Below are 20301 nucleotides of genomic sequence, written 5' to 3'. Positions count from 1 at the left end.
CTCCTCTAAACTCTTAGGTTTTGTTTGTTTTTTATAAGTGACTCGAGACTAACCCGAGGTAAGTCTAATGCTTAGTGCTCTTCTTCGTGAATTAATGTTTGCGAGATATAAACCATTGTCAACATCGTGAATACGAAGGCTTGAATCGCACCAACGAACACACTGAAGCCCTGCCATACGAAGAGAGGCGCTACGCCAAACCAACCTGCTCCAACAATGACAGATATCATGATTTCACCTGCATAAATGTTACCGTAAAGACGGAACGCAAGCGTAAGTGGCTTGGATACAACTTCAATTAAATGAAGGATCAACATTGCCCCTTTGAACTCAAAGTAATGCGCGAAGTAATGCTTCGTGTTACGCGTTATCCCTAAGTAGTGACTTATGAAGATAACAATAATCGTTAAGGCTCCTGTAACTGCGATATCAGCTGTTGGTGATTTCCACCAGGATACGTGATCTTCCGTTACGATTGAGAAAGGAAGGCCGAGCATGTTGCCGATAAAGATATACATGATGAGCGTAAGACCAAGTGCGATAAAGCCCTTGCCATGTTTGGAACCAATCGTGCTTCCGATGATGCCTTCTACAAACTCAATTGTCCATTCCATGAAGTTTTGCATTTTCGAAGGATTCGATACAGAAAGCTTGCGGGTACCTGCAAATGCAAGAATTAATACGATAACCGTGGTTATGCTGATCATCATCAGTGCTGATGCATCGAAGTGAAAACCTAACCACTCAAACTCTGGTACGTGATGTTCCATATTTTCCATTTTCACCCCTTTCATCCGTTGAAGTTACATCGTGGAATTACTTCTTCGACTTCTTAATAGAAAGAATACCCAATACGAGTGTTACCAATTGAGCAAAAAAGTATCCAACAATCGTCGTAGTTAATGCGACATGTTCGGGATACCTGACGGCAACCAAACCGACAAACCCAGCGACTGCTGCCCTTGTCAGAAAGCCAAGGGTTACCTTGCGCCCTGACTGCTCTATCGCAGCTGCTGCCAGCTTGTTAATTTTCCAGGCAAGAAACCTTGCATTGACCATACTCGCACAAGCTCCGAGCATAATGCCTGCAAAGTAAATCCGGTAATCGACAAGAAGCGCCCATGCAGCCAAACAAAAGGATAAAAAGAATAGAAATACATTTTGAACCGTTTTCAGAGTGGCTGAAAAGTCGTCCATCATAGCCCTCCGTACCGCTTAATCATGAAGTAAATGCTCATGATGCCGGTTACAAGCCCAAGTAAAAACCCGACTAACAACCAGATCTGTCCGCCTAGTGTGCCACTTAACCAATCTCCGAAGAAATATCCAGCTGCCAAACATACGACAAGGTCTATGCCAATTGCACTAGTTAACGCCACTGCCCGCCAAGGATTATCATTGGAATTTGGCCGTTTCATTGCACCCTCCTGGGTGTTTTCCACATGGGAAAACGCGTCTCGCAGCTTAGTTGCTACGAATCCTCATTCATTGTATCGAAGCCATGCTAACTTTGTCAATTGACGGAACTTCATTTGTCACTTCCTACAAAACTCCTTAGAGCCTTGCGGCTCTAGGGTTTGCGCTTTTTCAAACCGAACAGTTCAACTGTACGCTGTAGCGTTTGTCATGATTTTGTCACGGTTAGAAAGCTTCTGGGCGCTCCGTAGTCCTGCCGAAGTGATGGAGAATCGCTTGAACGATGCGTTCAGAGGCTTTCCCGTCTCCGTAAGGGTTCGCAGCTTGACTCATTTTATTGTATAAATCTGGATCTGTCAGTAGGGCACGAGCACGCGAATAGACCACTTCTTCATCCGTTCCAACAAGCTCTAATGTTCCCGCCTGAATGCCTTCTGGGCGCTCTGTTGTATCGCGAAGAACAAGGACCGGCACACCGAAGGATGGCGCTTCTTCTTGCAGACCACCTGAATCGGTTAGAATCATGTGCGCATGCGGGTAGAAGTTATGGAATTCGAACACGTCGAATGGCTCTACCAGTTTAATGCGAGGGTGATTACCAAGAATCTCGTGCGCAGGCTCTTTGACCGCTGGGCTCAAATGCACTGGATACACGATAGCAATATCCTCGAACTCGTCCGCAATTCGCTTCACTGCACGGAAAATTTGACGATGCGGCTCACCTTGCGATTCACGACGGTGGGCTGTCATCAAGATTAGTTTGCGGCCAGCGGCCCATTCCAACACTGGATGGTTGAACTCTTGCTGTACGGTGTATTTAAACACATCCGTAACCGTATTCCCCGTCACATAAATTTGTGACTCCGATTTATTCTCTTTACGCAGATTATCAGCCGATTGCTGTGTTGGCGCAAAATGAAGATCAGCAAGAACGCCTGTTAGTTGGCGGTTCATCTCTTCTGGGTACGGGGACAGCTTGTTCCAGGTGCGAAGTCCCGCTTCTACATGTCCTACTTGAATTTGTTGCATAAATGCCGCATAACTAGCCAGGAAAGTTGTTAGTGTATCCCCATGAACAAGAATCAGATCTGGCTTCGCCTCTTGAAATACGGGCTCCAAGCCTTGCAGCACGCGCATGGTAATCTCATTTAATGTTTGGCGATCCTTCATAACGTTAAGATCAAAGTTCGGTGTGATTTTGAAAATATCAAGCACTTGATCCAACATCTGACGATGCTGTGCGGTAACGCAAACTAGTGACTCAATGTGTTCAGGATGCTTCTCCAATTCGAGAATGAGCGGAGCCATTTTGATAGCTTCAGGTCTTGTTCCGAAGATCGTAATCACTTTTAAACGTTTCATCGGTTTCTTCTCCCCTTAAGTTCCTTCAAGTTTTCTTTCAGGAAAACTGACTTCGTAAGCGTAACTTTTGTTCAAAAATTAATCTGTGCCGTACAGACGATCCCCAGCATCCCCGAGACCTGGCACAATGTAGCCATGATCGTTCAAATGATCATCAACCGCTGCGACATAGATGTCGACGTCCGGATGTTCCTTTTGCACGGAAGCTACGCCTTCTGGTGCAGCAATGAGACACATCAGCTTAATACGGATACAGCCTCTGCGTTTCAGCACCTCAATCGCTGCATTCGCAGATCCACCTGTTGCAAGCATAGGATCAATAACGAGTAAATCCCGCTCCAACACGTCGGTAGGCAGCTTCACATAATACTCAACTGGTTGAAGCGTCTCCGGATCGCGATAGAGACCAACATGTCCTACTTTTGCAGCTGGCATTAGCTTTAACACGCCGTCAACCATACCTAAACCTGCTCGCAAAATCGGAATCAGCCCTAGCATTCTACCCGAGATGACTTGGCAATCTGCTGTTGTAACCGGGGTTTTCACTTGCACTTGCTGCAGTGGCAAATCTCTTGTAATTTCATAAACCATTAATGTAGCAACTTCATCTACAAGGGCTCTGAAATCCTTCGTTGTTGTGTTCTCATCCCGTATATAAGTAAGCTTATGCTGGATAAGCGGATGATCGCAAATATGTACTTTACCCATGTGTTCCTCCTAATTAAGCTTATAGGTCAGGCAAACCTCGTCCATTATATCATATGTTATCCAACTTATCTTCTGTAGAACCGCCATTTCTCTTGATGACCAATACAACGAAGCAGCGTGGTTTTCCTACGGATATAAAATCATGACAAAAAACCCTCGTGAACCGTACTCTCCAAACGGAGAATGGGCCCAGACAAGGGTATGAATAGAGGGTTTAACTGTGCTTAACCAGCAACAATTGAAAGTTCTGCCAACCGACCCATGGGCTTTCCCAGAGTCCTTGCAGGATATTGTAGTTCTTGAATGCAGCGGCGTTGCACACCATCGGCACATATTTGAATACCGCAAAGGTTGGTGGGCGAACAAAAAAAAGACCAGCTCCAAAGAGCCGGCCCTCCATAATAGCTATTAGTAAGTCAAACCTGGGTAAAGCGGGAATTGTGCCGTTAGATCGGACACCATGCCGCGAGCCTTCTCAAGTGTAGCTTCGTCTTTCGGGTTTTTCAATGTAAGACCGATGACTTTCGCGATCGTTTTCATTGCTTCTTCGTCCATACCACGGGAAGTCACAGCTGGTGTACCCAAGCGGATACCGCTTGTTACGAACGGGCTAGTTGGGTCGAAAGGAATCGCGTTTTTGTTCGCTGTAATACCGATTTCATCAAGTACGTGCTCTGCGTCTTTACCAGAGATGTTCAGGTTGCGCAAGTCAACCAACATCAAGTGGTTGTCTGTACCGCCGGAAACAAGGTTGATCCCTTCAGCTGTAAGAGCTGTTGCCAAAGCTTGTGCATTGTTGATGACTTTTTGACCGTACACTTTGAAATCCGGTTGTAGAGCTTCACCGAAGGAAACAGCTTTCGCTGCGATTGTGTGCATCAAAGGTCCGCCTTGGGAACCAGGGAATACCGCTTTATCAATTGCTGCAGCCCAAGCTTTCTTCGTAAGAATCATACCGCCGCGAGGACCACGAAGCGTTTTGTGCGTTGTTGTTGTTACGAAATGTGCGTGTGGCACTGGGTTCGGGTGTAGGCCAGCTGCAACTAGACCAGCAATATGCGCCATATCAACGAAGAACAATGCGCCTACATCATTAGCGATGGAAGCCAATGCTTCGAAATCAATCGTACGCGGGTACGCACTTGCACCAGCAACTAACATGCGAGGCTTATGTTTGAAAGCTGCTTTACGAACATCATCATAGTCGATACGGAAATCTTTTTCGCTTACGCCGTAAGCTACGAAGTTGTAAAGGATACCGGAAGCATTAACCGGGCTACCGTGTGTTAAGTGACCGCCGTGAGCAAGGTTCATACCAAGAACTGTGTCACCAGGGTTTAGCGCAGCCAAGTAAACAGCCATGTTCGCTTGAGCACCGGAGTGCGGTTGAACGTTCGCGTGCTCAGCACCGAAAAGCTCCTTCGCGCGGTCACGAGCAATGTCTTCCACGATGTCTACGTACTCACAGCCACCATAGTATCTTTTGCCTGGGTAACCTTCTGCGTATTTGTTCGTCAATACAGTGCCCATAGCCTCAAGAACTGCTTGGCTTACGATGTTCTCGGAAGCGATCAATTCAATTTTGTCGCGTTGACGGCCTAGCTCAAGGTTCATCGCTTCTACGATTTTCGGATCTTGTTTGTTCAAAAAGTTTGTCATCTCATATTCCTCCTAAGGATAGTCGTTACAAATAAATTAGCAATCTGCATCAGGTGCAGCTTGTTGATAACGTTGATCCGCTATTTCTGCGGAATATACAGCTCTAGTCCCACCGATCAGCTTCGGCCGTGCGAAGGCCATCGTGACATAAGCCTGGCCAATATGCCGAACTGGTGGCCTTACGGGAACAGCGACTCTGCGCAGATGCATCCCAATCAGCGTTGAGCCAATATCGATGCCTGCATGCGCCTGAATCGTTTCAACAACCACCGGCTTCACGAAGTGTCTGTACGCATATGAAGCCATCGCCCCCCCGGCCTTCGGCACGGGAATGACAGATACAGGTTCAAGCTGCGGCGCCAACGCCAGCAACTCTTCTTCCACAACCAGCGCACGATTCAAATGTTCACAGCATTGATAGGCTGCGAACAACCCGAACTCGCTGCAAATGCGCGCAACCGTCTCGAAAATCGGCTTCGCTGCGTTCAGCGTACCCGATGTTCCAATGCGATGCCCGAGAATTTCACTCGTGCTCGTACCGATCACCAAGATATGGCCAGGACGCAGACTGCCGACAGTAACTAGCTCACGCAGATTCGCTTCCAAAGCTTCTGCGATTGGTTCATACATAGAATCTGTCATCGCGCAACCTCATTTCTAGGGGTGAACCGTGAAACGATCTTCGATGCTTTGCACTTTGTTGATTCGATTCTTATGGCGGACACCTTCTGAAAACTCGGTTTCCAACCAAATTTTAACGATTTCTTCCGCTACACCTGGTCCAACAACTCGCTCACCCATCGCTAGCACGTTCGTATCATTATGTTCACGTGTCGCTTTCGCGGAGAAAAGGTCGTGCACAAGTGCACAGCGGATTCCCGGAACTTTATTAGCAGCAATGGACATCCCAATGCCAGTTCCACAAAGCAGAATTCCTTTATCTGCTTCTCCTGAAACAACTTTTTCGCAAACTTGAAGTGCATAATCTGGATAATCAACGGAGTCTCCACAGCTGCAACCGAAATCAATCACTTGGTGACCTAATGATTCAATAAAAGGAATGATAACATCTTTCAAACGATAGCCTGCATGATCAGCACCTAAAGCAATTTTCATAACGTAAACGCTCCTTTTGACTTGTTCGAATTCGACCATCCTATTATATCCCAAAGCTCACCAAAAACGAAAAAAAGAGCGCACACGCTAGAAAACGCGCGTTGCTCTTGTGCCCAGGCGACCGGCCGTATAGCTCAATGCTCCATTGTGGTTACCCCCACTCGTCGCCAGTTACATTGAGTCTTGCTTGTTACATGTATTTTATCGCATTCTCAGCGATGTGTAAATGAGATTAGCGTATTTTTTTCACCAATTTATCTAGGCTCCGACTAATTTCCTCGGCTGTATACCGATAATCGGCTAGTGACCCACCATAGGGATCCGAAATATCATAATCCGGAATCGTGTTTTCTAGCTCATACATGCGGCTTCTTTCTTCCACAGACACGCTCTGAGATAGCGCTTGTTTGAGCTGAAGCTCAGTCGCAAGCTGCTCTCGCTCTTCAATCGCCTTAAGAATGCGAGCATCGTCCTCAACATACTCTTTGAGCGTATACGTCTTCTCGACCGCATAAGGAAACCGCCCGATTACTGAGCGTTTGTGCCCCGTCGTCATCGTTAAAATCACATCTGCCCACTCGACATCCGCAGCGCCTATCGCTAGCGAACTAATCGCTTCCTTGAAACCCGCTTCATGAAGAAGTGACTGGCTGTTTCTCGAGATCGGACCACCCGTCATCGCAGATACACCTGCCGAACGAACCTCCGCCGCAAGCCCCTCTTGATGCACCCTCATACGCAGCAAACCTTCAGCTAACGGACTGCGGCACGTATTTCCTGTACAGACAAATAGAATTCGCAACATGAAATCCTCCCGAAATAAACATTTTGAAACGAACTTCCCTTATTGTATCATAGTAAAAACTTGATCCCAAACCCTAATAGGATAAGTCCACCGAATGCCTCTCCATATTCCCCAACCCAACCACTAACTCGTCTGCCAAGCAGTAAGCCTGCTATCGAAAGCAAGCCGCCAAATAGCCCGAAAATAAGCACAGTAAGCACAATGTCCGTGGCAAACATCCCTAGAGAAACGCCCACTGAGAACGAATCTATACTAACACTGAGGGCAAAAATAACAAGCCCCCAGAACGTTCGATGATCGAATGCCGTAGCCTCTTCCCCGCGTATCGAGCTATAGACCATGTGTGCGCCAAGCAAAATAAGTAAACATCCCCCTGCGGCCGTCGCAACGTTACCCAGAAGAAGGGACACATATTGCCCCATAAACATCCCCATTAATGGCATGAGCACGTGAAAGAGACCGATGACAATGCTGATTTTCAAAATATCAATCAGACGAATGCCCTTCATCCCTATGCCAATTCCTAACGAAAAAGCATCTAGGCCCAAAGCAATCGCCATTATTCCAATTGTCATGAGTTGCCCAACTTGTACCCCAGATGCGAGCATAGCACGATCCCCCTTGTCCACGATTCTTTCTCAAGATATGCGGACAAACTGGGAATCATGCTAATGGGAAAAACTTCTATCGAAGTCCTTCAAGGATGAGGGACCGCGTTTTAGCGGAGAGACTTTGGTCTCCGACCAAAGATCCCTATATATGGTGGTTTTTATCGCCAATAAGAATTCGTTTTTCCGAATCTCGGAAACTTATAAAATCTTATATTTTAGAGGCGGACCCGCTCATGACCCGCTGCTTTGAGCAGTCGATTCATTATGGCGCTGCCAATCCCTGCATCTGGAACGCCTTCTGCGACAATATAACTAATGCCTTTGTAATCAAAAGTCCGCAGAGCGGCATAAAGCTCCCGAGCTATCGTTTCTGGTTGTGCTAAGGAGCCGCATGCAACAACGAGATCTGCTCGGTATCCGCCTGCTCTTTCTTCAAACGTGAGAATCCCCGTCGACTCTCCACGTGACTTTGCGGCATCAATATCGCGTTGAATCCATGCTGAGACTTCCTGCTCGTCATCCCCTTGAACGATGTGCATATAACCCTTCGGCGCATAATGCGTGTACTTCATACCTGGCGCACGAGGTGTATCCGCAGCTTCAACTTCTGTCGGCTCAGCCACATGAATACGCATGTCTGGCACAACCGCGTGCAACTGCTCTGCTGTCACACCACCTGGCCGCAACACATATAACTCGCCGTCTACAAGTTGAATAACCGTTGATTCTACACCGACACCCGTTGGACCACCGTCTACAGTGCCGCCAATCTTCCCATGCAAATCATCCCGTACATGAGACGCCAACGTCGGGCTTGGTCTACCCGAACTATTCGCACTTGGCGCTGCGATCGGAAGCCCCGCTACTCGCAGCAGTTGTAAGGCAACAGGATGATCTGGGATACGGATACCTACCGTTTGCAGTCCTGCTGTAACCAACGGCGAAAGGCTACCTGCAAGTACAGGTAGCACAATGGTTAAAGGTCCGGGCCAGAAAGCCTTCATAAGCGCATGATGATGAGCTGTGAGACTATCTGGCTGAACAAGGCTTGAGAGCTGTGTCGCATCAGCTATATGTACGATCAGAGGATTGTCGGAGGGCCTTCCCTTCGCGGCGAAAATCTGTAGAACTGCTTCGGTATTCGTCGCATCCGCACCAAGTCCATACACCGTTTCAGTCGGAAAGGCGACTGTATCGCCTTGCTGTAAGAGACTCGCTGCCTCTGCTATATACTGCGCTGTCGCGCTCTGTTCACCTTGATCCACGTTCCAATAGGTTGTCACAATCACTCTCATCCTTACTTGTATGTAATAAAATTTATATGCCCGATCATCTAACAGCCATTAGCTAAACCACGAAAAGATCGCTTTAAACATTTCCCAAATGAAGAACTTCACTTTCGGTTGTTCTGGCTCTTCGGTCGTGGAAGTTGAAGCCGAAGCTGCTACTACCTCAACTTTTGCGTCTTTCTTTGCAACTTTCTCTGTAGATTTAACCGGTTGCTTTTCCTTGCCATTCTCATCTGTCGTTTTGGCCACCACAACGGCAGCCGAAGCAACCGCTTCACCCGATACGGAATCTACAAAGCATAATGGTGGAAATAAGACGCACCACCAATTTTGTCCTTCACCAGAACCGATCACAACACGCAAAGCTTCATAATCCCCGGCTGGATACACGTCATTTCCGTACATTTTGGTTGGAAAAGGGACAACACCTAGCTCTACCGTATGTGAATAGTTGTAGCCGCGGGATGCAATCATCTCACCAACGAGTTGATCGAATTCTGGCAAATGTGCATTCACGACCGCTCTAGCCTCGTCCAAGGAATGCGGTCCAACAACCCATTCCGCCATACGCGCAATAATCGCATCGCGAATTTCGCGTTTCAAAGCTTGGTCCTGTGCAGAATCCGAGTTTGCTAGAATACGCAAACGAATCGATTCTTCTGGTATCGTAGGCGAAATAACCGCCGCGTTCGTACGATTGGATTCCCAACACATAATCATAACTATAAGTGCAAAAACAATGAATAATAGGCTTTTAACTGAGTGGCGCTCTGTTCTCTTAACCATGGTAGTAGCCCCTTTCCCGTTCTCTACTAGCCAGTATGGACAATAGTGGGTGGGGCTAAACCTATGAATCTATTATTTTTTGCAAAATGATAGAGTTGGTCCGTTGAGGGAAAAAGGCCGAAAGTGAGTAAGAAACGCGAAACGGCAAAAGAAAGCAGCCGATCCAAGAATCGGCTACTCGGGAGAGCGGATCGCGATCACGTGGCGATCGATCCCCTGGAGATCCTGCACGAAGCGGATCTCCGTCCAGCTAGCGGCGGCGCGCAGCAACGCCGCTACAGCCTCCGCCTGCCCGATGCCCACCTCGAACCCGACCACGGTCGGGATTCGCGGCAGCCGGTGCAGCTGGGAGATCATACGGCGGTACAGGTCGAGTCCCTCGACACCGCCGAATAGCGCTGTGTGCGGCTCATATAGCCGCACCTCGGGCATCAGCGCCGGCAGGTCGCCGTCCGGAATATATGGTGGATTCGACACCACCATATCCGGCGCGAGCCCGCGCTCAATATAAGGCTCGAGGAGGTCGCCCTCGAGCCACTCCACGCACGCAGCCACGTCGTGGCGCTGCGCATTCTTGCGGGCCATCTCCAGCGCTGCCGCGGAGATGTCGCTGGCCGCCACGCGCCACCCAGGGCGCGCGTGCGCGATCGTCACCGGGATGATACCGCTCCCGGTGCCCACATCCGCAAGGAGCGGAGCGCCTTGCGGGAACAGACGTGAGCCCTCGAGGAGCATCGCCTCCACGAGCAGCTCGGTCTCCGGCCGCGGGATTAGCACGGCCGGGCCAACTTCAAACGGAAGGCCGAAGAAATCCTGCTCACCGGTGATGTACTGCACCGGCTCGCCCGCGGCCTTCCTGGCAACCAGCTGGTCCCACGTAGCGACCAGCTCAAAGGGCATCTGTTCCTGCCACCAACGGAACAGCAGCTCAGTCCGACTGCAGCCGCCTAAGAGGTGCTGCAGCAACAATTCCGTGCAAGACGAGGCCTCTGCGACGCCTTGCTCCGCTAAAAAAGAAGAAGCCTTCACAAAGGCTTCTCTCACACTCATGTTAGCAGTCGTCATTACATCGCCTCTAAGGCATCGGATTGTGCAGCAATCGTTAACGCTGACACAATTTCCGCCATATCGCCGTTAAGAACTGTTTCTAAACGGTGAAGCGTCAAGCCGATACGGTGGTCGGTAATGCGGCTTTGCGGGAAGTTGTAAGTACGAATACGCTCTGAACGGTCGCCCGTTCCGACTTTGCTTTTACGCTCGCCGGCATATTTCGCTTCTTCTTCTTCACGCAATTTATCTGAAATCCGCGTACGAAGTACGCGAAGCGCTGACTCTTTATTAGAGTTTTGCGATTTACCATCCTGACATGTTGCGACGATACCCGTTGGTACGTGGGTTACACGCACAGCGGATTTCGTTGTATTAACAGACTGACCGCCTGCCCCACTGGAACAGAACGTATCAACGCGAATATCCGCATCATGAATTACAACTTCCACATCTTCTGCCTCCGGCATAACGACAACCGTCGAAGTAGAGGTGTGGATCCGTCCACCAGATTCTGTTACTGGAATACGTTGAACACGGTGTGCTCCGCTCTCAAACTTGAGTTTGCTGTAAGCACCTTTACCCGTAATCATGAAAATAATTTCTTTAAATCCGCCCAAATCGTTCACAGATGCATCGAGAATCTCCGTTCTCCATCCTTGACCATCTGCATAACGCGTATACATGCGGTAGAGGTCGCCTGCGAACAGCGCAGCTTCATCGCCGCCTGCCGCTCCGCGAATTTCTACGATGACGTTCTTGTCATCGTTAGGGTCCTTCGGCATCATTAGAATGCGAAGATGTTCTTCAAGTTTAGCAGATTGCTCGCTAAGCTCTTCAATCTCCATTTTGACCATTTCGCGCATCTCATCGTCCAGCTTCTCATTCTGCATCACTTTCGCATCAGCCAGCTGTTCACTCACGATCTTATACTCATTATAAGCATCGTAAGACTCCTGAAGATCCGATTGCTCTTTGGAATACTCTCTTAGTTTCTTCGTATCACTCGTTACATCCGGGTCACACAATAACTCGCTTAGTTTGTCATAGCGGTCCACAATGGACTGAAGTCGATCCAACATAGGGGATCACTCCTTTCTTGTTTTTATGGGTAATTACACGTTGAAACGGAAATGCATAACGTCGCCGTCATTCACTACGTACTCTTTACCTTCAAGGCGTACTTGCCCTTTTTCTTTCGCACCCGCCATCGATCCAGCAGCAGCCAAATCGTTATAAGAAACAACCTCTGCACGGATAAATCCACGTTCAAAATCCGTATGAATGACGCCAGCTGCTTGCGGAGCTTTGGTTCCTTTACGAATCGTCCAAGCTCTAACTTCTTGAACTCCAGCTGTGAAATACGTGTACAAGCCGAGCTTGCGGTAAGCTGCTTTAATCAATCTATTCAAGCCGGACTCTTGAAGTCCCAACTCTTCCAGGAACATAGCTTTTTCTTCGTCTTCCAGTTCAGCGATCTCGGACTCAACCTTCGCGCTAATAGAAATAACTTCGTTGTTTTCTTTTTCTGCGAATTCCTTCACTATTTTAACATATGCATTGTTATCCGCAGTTGAAACTTCATCTTCACTCACGTTTGCCGCGTAGAGCACTGGCTTCATCGTTAGCAAATGTAGATCGCGAACTAGCAGACGCTCGTCGTCAGTCAAATCCAAGCTGCGTGCTGGCATATCATTATATAAGGCTTCTTTGATACGTTCCAAACACTCAACCTCAGCTACAACTTTCTTGTCGCCGCCTTTAAGGTTTTTGCGTGAACGCTCGATCTTTTTATCAACCGACTCAATGTCTGCCAAAATCAATTCAAGATTAATCGTCTCGATGTCGCCAATCGGATCGACTTTCCCAGAAACGTGAGTAATATTATCATCCTCAAAACAACGGACAACATGCACAATCGCATCGACTTCACGGATGTGTGCTAGAAATTTATTTCCAAGGCCCTCGCCTTTGCTCGCACCCTTAACCAAACCCGCAATGTCAACGAACTCGAAGGCCGTCGGCACGATGCTCTTAGGCACAACGATTTCCACCAGCTTCTGCAATCTCTCGTCTGGTACTTCTACTACCCCAACATTCGGATCGATCGTACAGAAAGGATAATTCGCAGATTCTGCCCCCGCCTGTGTAATTGCATTAAACAATGTCGATTTTCCTACGTTCGGTAGACCGACGATACCTGCTTTCAAAGCCATTGTCGTTACAACTCCTTAATTTTCGAAAATCATCCTTCTTATTATATAGTACTTAGCGGGCAAAAAAAAGCCTGCAAGCTATTGATTGGCTGCAGACTTTTTTTCCATTGCTTTTTTGAACTCTTCATCCCGCTTCTGTTCGAAGTAGGTTTGAACCTGATTTCGCAGAATAAAACCGCGCAGCGCATTACTTTGCTCTGCAGGAACGCTCTTGAAGCTGGCTCCGTAATAGTAACCGTCATCTTTCTTTTCTTTCCTTATAATTTCCAACATACACGGCATTTCAAAGCCTAAATCCAGATCAGCTTGCAGCCGGCATTTTTTGTGAAGAATACCATCGATCATCGAATTATCATTGATAGTAAAGCCAATTCCGCTCATGGATATGTTTTTTATCCTAATTTCAATAGGTTTTTCCAAGTGATGCTGCTCTTTTTGGGTTACATTTTGGAAACCTGCAAGGTGACCTATATTCTTCACATCTACCCGCGGGAACTCCCGCTTCTCTGAAAACTTCTTCCGATTCTCAGGCGGATTGATCACGATGAGTGAACCAGGCTCTCTAGCTACGACGGTCGAATCAAAAACGAATAGACCTGATTTGGTGTATAACGTCATTTTGGCCTTATCCCCAAGCTGAAAGACTTCATATTCTGGCAACTCGATCTCCATGATATCGCCTTGTGCGTAGGTAAGAATACCTGTTGCCACGAAGTCATCTTTCGCCACAACCGCTCGACAATCAATCAAGACCTCCGCATCATATCCTTCTTTGCTCCCATATCGCTTCAAAGCATCCTGCTTCATCACCATGCTCATCTTCACCCTCCTTTAATAATGGATTTCATAGTTCTCTTCCGCACAAAATAGACTGCCCCCTCTTAGGGACAGCCTATCACCGCAATCAAAAGCATCGATTTTCGGTAACCAGGCTGCCATAGTTCACTAGAACCGTAGACCCTCAGCTTTGCGTCCTTGCCTTTCAGCAAGTTTGCCTTGTCGAACCCTGCTATTCATTTATGTAACTATCCTGATCTTAATGATCTATTTGTGATTCAAACTGGTCTAAAAGACCCACTATTATCACCATTATACGTAGCCTGGATATTTCTTTCAACTAAATTCCTTGCATGAGCCATGTTTTTATTGTATGAATGTGTAGTGGAATGAATATCCACAGGTTTATAAGTTATCCACATCGTTATCCACAGCTTGTTAACAACGAATATTTGTTCGGATATTTATACACATGTGGATAAACTATTATTGCGAGGTGTCCCCCTGTGGATCAACATATCTCTTGGATGAAAGAAGCGATTGACGAGGCACTGAAAGCGGAAGCCATCCGTGAAGTTCCGATCGGCGCGGTCGTCGTCCATCAAGGTCAAATCATTGGCCGCGGTCACAATTTACGCGAAACAACCCTAGATCCTCTTGCACACGCAGAGTTGATTGCCATTAAACAGGCGAGCGAACATCTGCAAGCGTGGCGCCTTCTGGACTGCCAGCTCTATGTGACGCTGGAACCTTGTCCTATGTGCGCAGGAGCGATCGTGCAAGCACGAATTCCGCAAGTGATTTACGGTACTGTAGATCCGAAGGCTGGCTGTGCGGGCACGTTGATGAACTTGCTGCAGGAAGACCGGTTCAATCATCGTGTCGATGTGGTTAGTGGCATTCTGCAAGAGGAGTGTTCAACGATGCTAACGCAGTTTTTTCGAAAATTACGGGGCAAGGCATGAGGGTTTAGTCGTTCGGAGTTTTGGCTGGCTATAAGCCCTCCGCTAACTCCAATAGTTTGCTCATCGTATTCCAATTACGTGTCGTCGTTTGGTCGCCAAGCTTCTGAATGTTGCTTGCCAGCTTCGAATCCAACACACTTTGCCGAAACAGAAAATATATTGTGCAGCCCCGTATTTGAAATTCGTCGACTTCATTCTGTCCCTTGGATAAGATGTCGGTGAATGTCTGCGGGGCTTCTTCCGTTAGCATAGAAATTTGAATGCTCTCCCCTTCGGACAAAGCCTCTGCGTCATAGGGGCAATTCCTTACAAGTTCAACTAGCTCCGCCGCGGTACGCAAAATAACAGTAGGTGCTACACCTGTCGCATCGCTGATGGCTTTTTCAATACGCGGTCGCAGGGTTTCTCCTGGCTCCTCGGATTGGAATAGCACATTGCCGCTTTGCAAATAAGTCTGTACTTGTGCTAATTCTAAGGCTACTAGCGTCTTTTTCAGATCAGCCATCTTCATCTTGTTTTTGCCTCCAACATTTATCCCACGCAGAAAACCTACATATACCGTCATTCCGGCTTGCCTCCCTTACTTTAATTGTATAGAACGAACGATGAAGAAGATGATCGTACCGAACAGCAACAACAGGATGAAGCCTAACACCCACCAATTGAGATCGGCATTGCCTTCCTTTGCACTTTGGATAATAGACCATTCAATGAAGCCGAACAGAATGACAATCACCGTTTTTAAACTGTTTATCAATAAACGAGCATTCTGGTATTGTCCACGGGCATTCTGCGGCGTAATTGGGGATGGATAATTATACACGTGTGGGACCTTGCTTAGGAACGTCAGGCCAATATAGATGATAACGCCTATTAGTGGTAAAGCAATTAGGCTCATTTTGTTCCCCCAGCCATCGATCTCCCCTTTACCGTTAAAATGCATTGGCATTCGCTCTGGCAACTCGCGCCACTGGTATGCGACATATGCAATCATAGTTATGATTGCGAGCAGGGAAATAACATCAAGTATGGTTTCAGCTTTGGATCTTGCGAGTTGAATCACGGGACGTTGCTCCATACGACACCTACTTTCTCTTGGTTTACCAACAGATTACGATAAATATATTTATTTCTTTAACCACTATCCACTATGTACATTCCTTACTCAAACGAAACCTCCTGCATACACATGGGTTAAAATGGGTTGCACCTCGAAAACATCTCGTGTTAGAATGACGATACTATGCGCCCGTAGCTCAGCAGGATAGAGCAACAGTTTCCTAAACTGTAGGTCGTACGTTCGAATCGTATCGGGCGCGTATACGAATTTAATTCGCGTTAAAAAGACGATAGCTGATCGGATGATACCCGACTGCGATCGTCTTTGTTTTATGTTGATATAAGTGTGGATTTGGCGCGGTTGGTGCAGCTTGATTTGCCCTTGTCTACTAATACCAAGGATAGTAAGGATAAAATGGGCGGTAGTACGGGTAAGGTCTAAAGAATGGAAATGCGAAAAGATAAAACGGAAAATGCTGCCGACGAAATCGGCGATATCCGTAACCAAACGGTTGTCTGTTTGGATCCGTTTCCCTTCCCTCGCCACCAACCTCTTCTGGAACTAACATGGTGACGCCATCATTATCCATATCATCAATGATTCCCTCAATTTGTGACCCGTCTTTCAATTGTGCGAAAACATGGTACTTCATATATTTGTTACAATGTGCCTTTACATCGCCGCTTATATGACCAGCTTGAATAGGATTTATTGCGGACACGCCTATCCCTCCTTCTTTAACTAAAGATAGGATATTCGCCCACTAAAAAACTGTTACAGTTTTTTATAGCCGTAGCATAATCCTTTTGACGTTGAGTTAGCAAAAGGAGGATAATAGAGTTATCACTGAATAGAAAGGAGTCCTCACTCCGATGACAACTCGCGCAATTTCATCTTATCGCATTCCGCTCTTCTGTGCGGTCACGATGCTGTTCTGGATGTCGATGTACACCAGCGTTCCGATCATGGCGCCTTACGTGGAATTCCTCGGGGGAAGCCACCAGCTAGCCGGCTGGATTGTCGGCATGTACGGTATCTCGCAGATGCTGCTCCGCATACCCGTAGGCATTATGTCGGATCGTTTTCATAAAAGGAGGCTGTTCATCACCTTCGGCCTCCTCTTCACCGCTATTACGGGACTTGGGCTGTGGTTCACGCATGATTTTACCTGGATCTTGATCCTTCGAGCACTCGCAGGGGCAGCCGCAGCGACTTGGGTTGATTTTACAGTGCTATTCACAAGCTATTACAAACATGAAGAGTCTACGAAGGCGATCGGTACGATCTCCTTTTTCAACTCACTCGGTCAGGTGTTAGGCATACTTAGTGCAGGCTGGGCAGCAGACAAGCTAGGTTGGGAATCGGTGTTCATTCTCGGTGCAGTGCTTGGCCTACTAGGCATGATCGGTTCTTTCTTCCTCATCGAAAAAGTAGAGAAAGATGCACCCAAAATCACCATGCGCGGCATCGGAAACGTGGCGACGGATCGCACACTCCTCTTTGTTTCGCTGCTCGCAATCTTATCGCAGGTGCTGATATTTGCTACGGTGTTCGGCTTCACGCCGGTATATGCGATGCAGCTTGGCGCAGATAAATTCTCGCTTTCCTTGCTTTCTTTATTCGCTAACGTACCTGTTGCGCTAGCCTCTTTATTCGGCGGAAGGCGTTGGGCGATGAAATATGGGGAGAAACGCATGGTTGTAGCTGGCTTCCTGCTCATGGGGATCTTCACTTTTACGGTGCCATTCACCCACCATCTCTGGCTGCTCATGATTACACAGGCATTTGCCGGCTTTGGTCGCGGACTTTCGTTTACCTTGCTCATGGGGATGAGCATTAAGCATATGCCCGCGGATAAGCGAGCGACAGCGATGGGCTTTTTCCAAGCGATTTATGGACTCGGCATGTTCGTAGGGCCTGTCCTTATGGGCATCATTGGCGACTATTTCTCTCTAAATGAAGGCTTTATTGTACTCGGCATACTCGGTGCCTTGAGTGCACTACTCGCGTATCTGTTCGTTCAAAGGTCAGCTAAGAAACAGCCTCTGGGGACAAACAAATCTACAATGGCGCAATAATAGAAAGAGTGAATCTCGCGATTCGCTCTCTTTTTTTTCTCACAAGTGCAGGGGTAAAGTGGACGAGCTTCGTCTATTCATAGGGAGAGGAGGAGAAGCATATTGAGGAGCACATACTAATTGAGCACATATTACAAGGCGATGAAGCGGCATTCCGTGAGCTGATTGCAAGGTACCGTCCGTATATTTTGCAGACGATCTTTGCGATTGTTCGCCATCAGAAGGATGCCGAAGACTTGTCCCAAGAGGTTTGGACCCGCATTTACTTCTCCCTCCCTCGGTATGAAAAGAAAGGCCTGAAAACTTGGATGACACGCATCGCGGTGAATCGAGCGATTGATTTCAAACGCGCATCCAGTCGGCGTAAGGAAGACATTGTCGCCGAGTTCGAGGAGGCTGTCTCAGGGGCAGGACCTCCTCATCCGGAGCAGAGCGTGGAACATGAGATTTTAATCAAAGAAACAACTGAATTTGTGCGGCAGAAGCTCGACCAGATCCCAACCAACTATCAGGATGTTTTACTGGCCTATTATATTCATCATCAGTCTTATCAAGATATTGCGAATGCGCAAGGGGTTACGATTAAAACGGTGGAATCCAAGCTGTACAGGGCAAAGCAATGGGTGAGAAATCACTGGAAGGAGGAGGAGTTTCGATGAAGGTTACCCATTATAGTGAACAGGAATGGATGCAATATGCGGAGGATCATCTGTCGTCAGAAGTACGGGACGAAATGGAAGATCATATATACCGCTGCGAGGCTTGCTTAACGAGTTACATGATATGTATAGATAAGCTAGCAGCACAGCCGATCCTAGAGGTCGAAGATCCAGCAGCCTATACGAATCGTATTCTAAGCAGGACGGTTGGGACGAAACCGGCTTGGTATCGCTCAACGATGTTCCACTATGGGATTGCGGCTGCCGCGACGCTGGTGCTCGTAGCCACTGGATTTTTCCATGGCATATCACAGGAGATAGGAACGTATGGTGCCTTCAAGCCCGCTCCTCCTCTAGAAGCGCCTGCCTCTCTTGAAACACCAATTTCGATATCCGATCATCTCGTTAATCGCACACTTACCTGGTTGGACACGTTACAGAATGAACATAAAAAAGGAGGTCTAACGCCTTAATGCCTACTAAAAGCAATCTTGTTGCCTTCCTACTTTCCTTCATACCCGGAGTGGGTCATCTTTATATCAATCGTACTATCCGCGGTTTATTATACGGCTTCCTATTCTTCGGACTTTCTTTCATACTTTTCTTAGGTATTGTGTCCCATGATGCCGACCAATTCGCCTTTCTGCTTATTCCTATCGGGCTCACGTGGATCGTCAATATGGTCGATATGCTTATCTATGTATTGAACGCTCCAGCTCCAATGCCAATGCCAATCCCACCAACCTATCATCAACCGATGCAACCGTATTATGGCCCTTATCCGCCTGAGCAAGAAGTGCCATCTTGGAATGCTGACGCTTACTATGCTCAACTAGCAGGAAAACAAGAAAGATCTAAAGTACTCATGCTCTCCTTCATTCCAGGTGTTGGCCATTTCTGGCTTGGGTTAATGCAGAGAGGCCTTACAGCGATGATCTCCTTCTTCGGAATTGCCATACTCGTGTTCTTCATCACCATTCTGACGCATAATGAAGGTTTTATCGTTTTCCTGTTGGCGTTGCCCGTGCTCTGGTTCTATACGATGTTCGATGCACTGAAGCAGTTAGATCGCAAGCAAGCCGGTTATGAGCTCGTGGATCGTAGTATGTTTGAAGATTTTCAGCGTGATGAACATGGCCGCAAAAATCGGACCCTTGCCACAATTATCGCCATTTTCCCTGGTGCGGCGCACCTGTACTTATCGATGACCAAACGCGGTATCCAACTGATGGCTGTGTTTCTTTTCTCCATTTACGTGTTGGATGTGCTGCGGTTGTCCCTTTTCTTCTTTTTGATCCCTATTCTCTGGTTCTTCAGCTTTTTTGATGCCCTGCAGAACATTTCGAAGTATGAAAATGGCACGCTAACTGACAAGCCTCTTGTTGAAAATTGGACAGCCTATCAACGCCTGATTGGTGTCGTTTTAATCGTTTTAGGCGGCTACTATATCTTTAGTGAGTTCTTTGTCCAATTCCTCTATCAATTTCTACCGGCTTCGCGGAATTACATGTATCTGCTTAACAACTTCAGTCAAACGCTGATCGTTGCCCTTCTCCTGATTGGCGGCGGCATTCGCTTACTCATGAATCGAAAGCAGAAGTTACCGTCACCATTTTCTGAAAAAGATACTGAAGACGGAGCTTTATAGACAGTAGGGTAAGACGAGGGATTACTCCCTCGGACTCCCCGTCAAACCGTGCATGCGGATTTCCCGCACACGGCTTTCCTTCGTCAGTTCCCCATCTTC

General features: G+C 47.5%; 25 protein-coding genes, 1 tRNA gene and 2 riboswitches. Of the genes, 7 read left to right on the top strand and 19 right to left on the bottom strand.

The window, feature by feature from the left end:
• Nucleotides 1-71: 71 nt before the first annotated feature.
• The 5 genes from atpB to upp all read right to left on the bottom strand — a co-directional run bounded on the left by atpB (nt 72) and on the right by upp (nt 3486).
• A complete protein-coding gene (gene atpB / locus ASG89_RS23035) occupies nt 72-770 on the bottom strand; it encodes a F0F1 ATP synthase subunit A (protein ID WP_057313433.1) in 699 nt (232 codons plus the stop codon).
• 46 nt (nt 771-816) lie between these two features.
• Nucleotides 817-1200, bottom strand: a complete 384-nt coding sequence (locus ASG89_RS23030) for an ATP synthase subunit I (protein WP_235549891.1) — start codon at nt 1198-1200, stop codon at nt 817-819.
• Nucleotides 1197-1418: an AtpZ/AtpI family protein gene (locus ASG89_RS23025; protein WP_028556927.1), complete on the bottom strand. Its 222-nt coding sequence runs from the start codon at nt 1416-1418 to the stop codon at nt 1197-1199. Before ASG89_RS23025 ends, ASG89_RS23030 begins: the two co-directional genes overlap by 4 nt.
• Before the next feature lie 223 nt (nt 1419-1641).
• Nucleotides 1642-2778 (bottom strand): non-hydrolyzing UDP-N-acetylglucosamine 2-epimerase, encoded by a 1137-nt coding sequence (gene wecB, locus ASG89_RS23020; protein ID WP_057313403.1) that lies wholly within the window; start codon nt 2776-2778, stop codon nt 1642-1644.
• 78 nt (nt 2779-2856) lie between these two features.
• Nucleotides 2857-3486: a uracil phosphoribosyltransferase gene (gene upp, locus ASG89_RS23015; RefSeq protein ID WP_057313402.1), complete on the bottom strand. Its 630-nt coding sequence runs from the start codon at nt 3484-3486 to the stop codon at nt 2857-2859.
• Between the two features lie 220 nt (nt 3487-3706).
• Between upp and ASG89_RS23010 the strand changes: the two genes are divergently transcribed.
• Entirely contained in the window at nt 3707-3898 is a 192-nt protein-coding gene (locus ASG89_RS23010) for a hypothetical protein (RefSeq protein WP_057313401.1), read from the top strand.
• On the opposite strand, the gene glyA is transcribed toward ASG89_RS23010, so the two are convergent.
• From glyA to ASG89_RS22955, 11 genes are all read right to left on the bottom strand, one after another.
• Complete coding sequence (gene glyA, locus ASG89_RS23005) at nt 3895-5145, bottom strand: serine hydroxymethyltransferase (protein WP_057313400.1); 1251 nt, start codon at nt 5143-5145, stop codon at nt 3895-3897. The two genes, ASG89_RS23010 and glyA, sit on opposite strands and share 4 nt — an antisense overlap.
• Nucleotides 5146-5181: 36 nt before the next feature.
• Complete coding sequence (locus tag ASG89_RS23000) at nt 5182-5787, bottom strand: TIGR01440 family protein (RefSeq protein ID WP_057313399.1); 606 nt, start codon at nt 5785-5787, stop codon at nt 5182-5184.
• 15 nt (nt 5788-5802) lie between these two features.
• Nucleotides 5803-6261 (bottom strand): ribose 5-phosphate isomerase B, encoded by a 459-nt coding sequence (rpiB, locus tag ASG89_RS22995; protein ID WP_056611733.1) that lies wholly within the window; start codon nt 6259-6261, stop codon nt 5803-5805.
• Between the two features lie 104 nt (nt 6262-6365).
• Nucleotides 6366-6446: riboswitch (ZMP/ZTP riboswitch) on the bottom strand.
• A 47-nt stretch (nt 6447-6493) separates the two neighbouring features.
• Nucleotides 6494-7066, bottom strand: coding sequence for a low molecular weight protein arginine phosphatase (locus tag ASG89_RS22990; protein ID WP_057313398.1), 573 nt, complete (start codon nt 7064-7066; stop codon nt 6494-6496).
• 47 nt (nt 7067-7113) lie between these two features.
• Nucleotides 7114-7674: a manganese efflux pump MntP family protein gene (locus tag ASG89_RS22985; RefSeq protein WP_057313397.1), complete on the bottom strand. Its 561-nt coding sequence runs from the start codon at nt 7672-7674 to the stop codon at nt 7114-7116.
• Nucleotides 7675-7892: 218 nt separating this feature from the next.
• Nucleotides 7893-8972, bottom strand: coding sequence for an L-threonylcarbamoyladenylate synthase (locus ASG89_RS22980; RefSeq protein WP_057313396.1), 1080 nt, complete (start codon nt 8970-8972; stop codon nt 7893-7895).
• 48 nt (nt 8973-9020) lie between these two features.
• A complete protein-coding gene (gene spoIIR / locus ASG89_RS22975) occupies nt 9021-9752 on the bottom strand; it encodes a stage II sporulation protein R (RefSeq protein ID WP_057313395.1) in 732 nt (243 codons plus the stop codon).
• Nucleotides 9753-9926: 174 nt separating this feature from the next.
• Complete coding sequence (gene prmC / locus ASG89_RS22970) at nt 9927-10802, bottom strand: peptide chain release factor N(5)-glutamine methyltransferase (RefSeq protein WP_235549889.1); 876 nt, start codon at nt 10800-10802, stop codon at nt 9927-9929.
• A 14-nt stretch (nt 10803-10816) separates the two neighbouring features.
• A complete protein-coding gene (prfA, locus tag ASG89_RS22965; protein WP_057313393.1) occupies nt 10817-11881 on the bottom strand; it encodes a peptide chain release factor 1 in 1065 nt (354 codons plus the stop codon).
• A gap of 33 nt (nt 11882-11914) precedes the next feature.
• Nucleotides 11915-13015 (bottom strand): redox-regulated ATPase YchF, encoded by a 1101-nt coding sequence (gene ychF, locus ASG89_RS22960; protein ID WP_057313392.1) that lies wholly within the window; start codon nt 13013-13015, stop codon nt 11915-11917.
• Nucleotides 13016-13093: 78 nt separating this feature from the next.
• The gene (locus ASG89_RS22955; protein ID WP_057313391.1) at nt 13094-13834 is read right to left on the bottom strand and encodes a PilZ domain-containing protein; all 741 of its coding nucleotides are present in this window, start codon (nt 13832-13834) and stop codon (nt 13094-13096) included.
• 100 nt (nt 13835-13934) lie between these two features.
• Nucleotides 13935-14021: riboswitch (cyclic di-GMP riboswitch) on the bottom strand.
• Nucleotides 14022-14298: 277 nt separating this feature from the next.
• On the opposite strand from ASG89_RS22955, the gene tadA reads away from it, so the two are divergent.
• The gene (tadA, locus tag ASG89_RS22950; protein WP_268795652.1) at nt 14299-14757 is read left to right on the top strand and encodes a tRNA adenosine(34) deaminase TadA; all 459 of its coding nucleotides are present in this window, start codon (nt 14299-14301) and stop codon (nt 14755-14757) included.
• A 28-nt stretch (nt 14758-14785) separates the two neighbouring features.
• On the opposite strand, the gene ASG89_RS22945 is transcribed toward tadA, so the two are convergent.
• Together ASG89_RS22945 and ASG89_RS22940 are read right to left on the bottom strand one after the other, a co-directional pair.
• The gene (locus tag ASG89_RS22945) at nt 14786-15322 is read right to left on the bottom strand and encodes a DUF1697 domain-containing protein (protein WP_057313389.1); all 537 of its coding nucleotides are present in this window, start codon (nt 15320-15322) and stop codon (nt 14786-14788) included.
• A 15-nt stretch (nt 15323-15337) separates the two neighbouring features.
• Entirely contained in the window at nt 15338-15835 is a 498-nt protein-coding gene (locus tag ASG89_RS22940; protein WP_057313388.1) for a DUF1648 domain-containing protein, read from the bottom strand.
• Between the two features lie 167 nt (nt 15836-16002).
• Here ASG89_RS22940 and ASG89_RS22935 point away from each other — a divergent pair.
• Nucleotides 16003-16076: transfer RNA gene (locus ASG89_RS22935), tRNA-Arg, on the top strand.
• Nucleotides 16077-16205: 129 nt separating this feature from the next.
• Here the strand turns inward: ASG89_RS22935 and ASG89_RS22930 are convergent.
• Nucleotides 16206-16538, bottom strand: a complete 333-nt coding sequence (locus tag ASG89_RS22930; RefSeq protein WP_057313387.1) for a hypothetical protein — start codon at nt 16536-16538, stop codon at nt 16206-16208.
• Between the two features lie 151 nt (nt 16539-16689).
• On the opposite strand from ASG89_RS22930, the gene ASG89_RS22925 reads away from it, so the two are divergent.
• The 4 genes from ASG89_RS22925 (at nt 16690) to ASG89_RS22910 (ending at nt 20202) form a co-directional block, all read left to right on the top strand.
• A complete protein-coding gene (locus ASG89_RS22925) occupies nt 16690-17895 on the top strand; it encodes an MFS transporter (protein WP_057313386.1) in 1206 nt (401 codons plus the stop codon).
• A 188-nt stretch (nt 17896-18083) separates the two neighbouring features.
• Nucleotides 18084-18554 carry a sigma-70 family RNA polymerase sigma factor gene (locus ASG89_RS22920; RefSeq protein WP_235549888.1) on the top strand — a complete coding sequence of 157 codons (471 nt, stop codon included), beginning with the start codon at nt 18084-18086 and terminating at the stop codon, nt 18552-18554.
• Nucleotides 18551-19027: a hypothetical protein gene (locus ASG89_RS22915; protein WP_057313384.1), complete on the top strand. Its 477-nt coding sequence runs from the start codon at nt 18551-18553 to the stop codon at nt 19025-19027. Before ASG89_RS22920 ends, ASG89_RS22915 begins: the two co-directional genes overlap by 4 nt.
• Nucleotides 19027-20202: a hypothetical protein gene (locus tag ASG89_RS22910; protein WP_057313383.1), complete on the top strand. Its 1176-nt coding sequence runs from the start codon at nt 19027-19029 to the stop codon at nt 20200-20202. Before ASG89_RS22915 ends, ASG89_RS22910 begins: the two co-directional genes overlap by 1 nt.
• The last annotated feature ends 99 nt before the right edge of the window (nt 20203-20301 follow it).

Source organism: Paenibacillus sp. Soil766 (assembly GCF_001428105.1).
GTDB lineage: Bacteria > Bacillota > Bacilli > Paenibacillales > NBRC-103111 > Paenibacillus_E.
This window is presented reverse-complemented; position numbering and strand designations above follow the sequence as displayed.

What these genes read in the sequence shown, in the direction of transcription:
- atpB (WP_057313433.1), bottom strand. Translation starts at nt 770, where the DNA reads ATGGAACATCACGTACCAGAGTTTGAGTGGTTAGGTTTTCACTTCGAT.
- ASG89_RS23030 (WP_235549891.1), bottom strand. Translation starts at nt 1,200, where the DNA reads ATGATGGACGACTTTTCAGCCACTCTGAAAACGGTTCAAAATGTATTT.
- ASG89_RS23025 (WP_028556927.1), bottom strand. Translation starts at nt 1,418, where the DNA reads ATGAAACGGCCAAATTCCAATGATAATCCTTGGCGGGCAGTGGCGTTA.
- wecB (WP_057313403.1), bottom strand. Translation starts at nt 2,778, where the DNA reads ATGAAACGTTTAAAAGTGATTACGATCTTCGGAACAAGACCTGAAGCT.
- upp (WP_057313402.1), bottom strand. Translation starts at nt 3,486, where the DNA reads ATGGGTAAAGTACATATTTGCGATCATCCGCTTATCCAGCATAAGCTT.
- glyA (WP_057313400.1), bottom strand. Translation starts at nt 5,145, where the DNA reads ATGACAAACTTTTTGAACAAACAAGATCCGAAAATCGTAGAAGCGATG.
- ASG89_RS23000 (WP_057313399.1), bottom strand. Translation starts at nt 5,787, where the DNA reads ATGACAGATTCTATGTATGAACCAATCGCAGAAGCTTTGGAAGCGAAT.
- rpiB (WP_056611733.1), bottom strand. Translation starts at nt 6,261, where the DNA reads ATGAAAATTGCTTTAGGTGCTGATCATGCAGGCTATCGTTTGAAAGAT.
- ASG89_RS22990 (WP_057313398.1), bottom strand. Translation starts at nt 7,066, where the DNA reads ATGTTGCGAATTCTATTTGTCTGTACAGGAAATACGTGCCGCAGTCCG.
- ASG89_RS22985 (WP_057313397.1), bottom strand. Translation starts at nt 7,674, where the DNA reads ATGCTCGCATCTGGGGTACAAGTTGGGCAACTCATGACAATTGGAATA.
- ASG89_RS22980 (WP_057313396.1), bottom strand. Translation starts at nt 8,972, where the DNA reads ATGAGAGTGATTGTGACAACCTATTGGAACGTGGATCAAGGTGAACAG.
- spoIIR (WP_057313395.1), bottom strand. Translation starts at nt 9,752, where the DNA reads ATGGTTAAGAGAACAGAGCGCCACTCAGTTAAAAGCCTATTATTCATT.
- prmC (WP_235549889.1), bottom strand. Translation starts at nt 10,802, where the DNA reads ATGAGTGTGAGAGAAGCCTTTGTGAAGGCTTCTTCTTTTTTAGCGGAG.
- prfA (WP_057313393.1), bottom strand. Translation starts at nt 11,881, where the DNA reads ATGTTGGATCGACTTCAGTCCATTGTGGACCGCTATGACAAACTAAGC.
- ychF (WP_057313392.1), bottom strand. Translation starts at nt 13,015, where the DNA reads ATGGCTTTGAAAGCAGGTATCGTCGGTCTACCGAACGTAGGAAAATCG.
- ASG89_RS22955 (WP_057313391.1), bottom strand. Translation starts at nt 13,834, where the DNA reads ATGAGCATGGTGATGAAGCAGGATGCTTTGAAGCGATATGGGAGCAAA.
- ASG89_RS22945 (WP_057313389.1), bottom strand. Translation starts at nt 15,322, where the DNA reads ATGACGGTATATGTAGGTTTTCTGCGTGGGATAAATGTTGGAGGCAAA.
- ASG89_RS22940 (WP_057313388.1), bottom strand. Translation starts at nt 15,835, where the DNA reads ATGGAGCAACGTCCCGTGATTCAACTCGCAAGATCCAAAGCTGAAACC.
- ASG89_RS22925 (WP_057313386.1), top strand. Translation starts at nt 16,690, where the DNA reads ATGACAACTCGCGCAATTTCATCTTATCGCATTCCGCTCTTCTGTGCG.
- ASG89_RS22915 (WP_057313384.1), top strand. Translation starts at nt 18,551, where the DNA reads ATGAAGGTTACCCATTATAGTGAACAGGAATGGATGCAATATGCGGAG.
- ASG89_RS22910 (WP_057313383.1), top strand. Translation starts at nt 19,027, where the DNA reads ATGCCTACTAAAAGCAATCTTGTTGCCTTCCTACTTTCCTTCATACCC.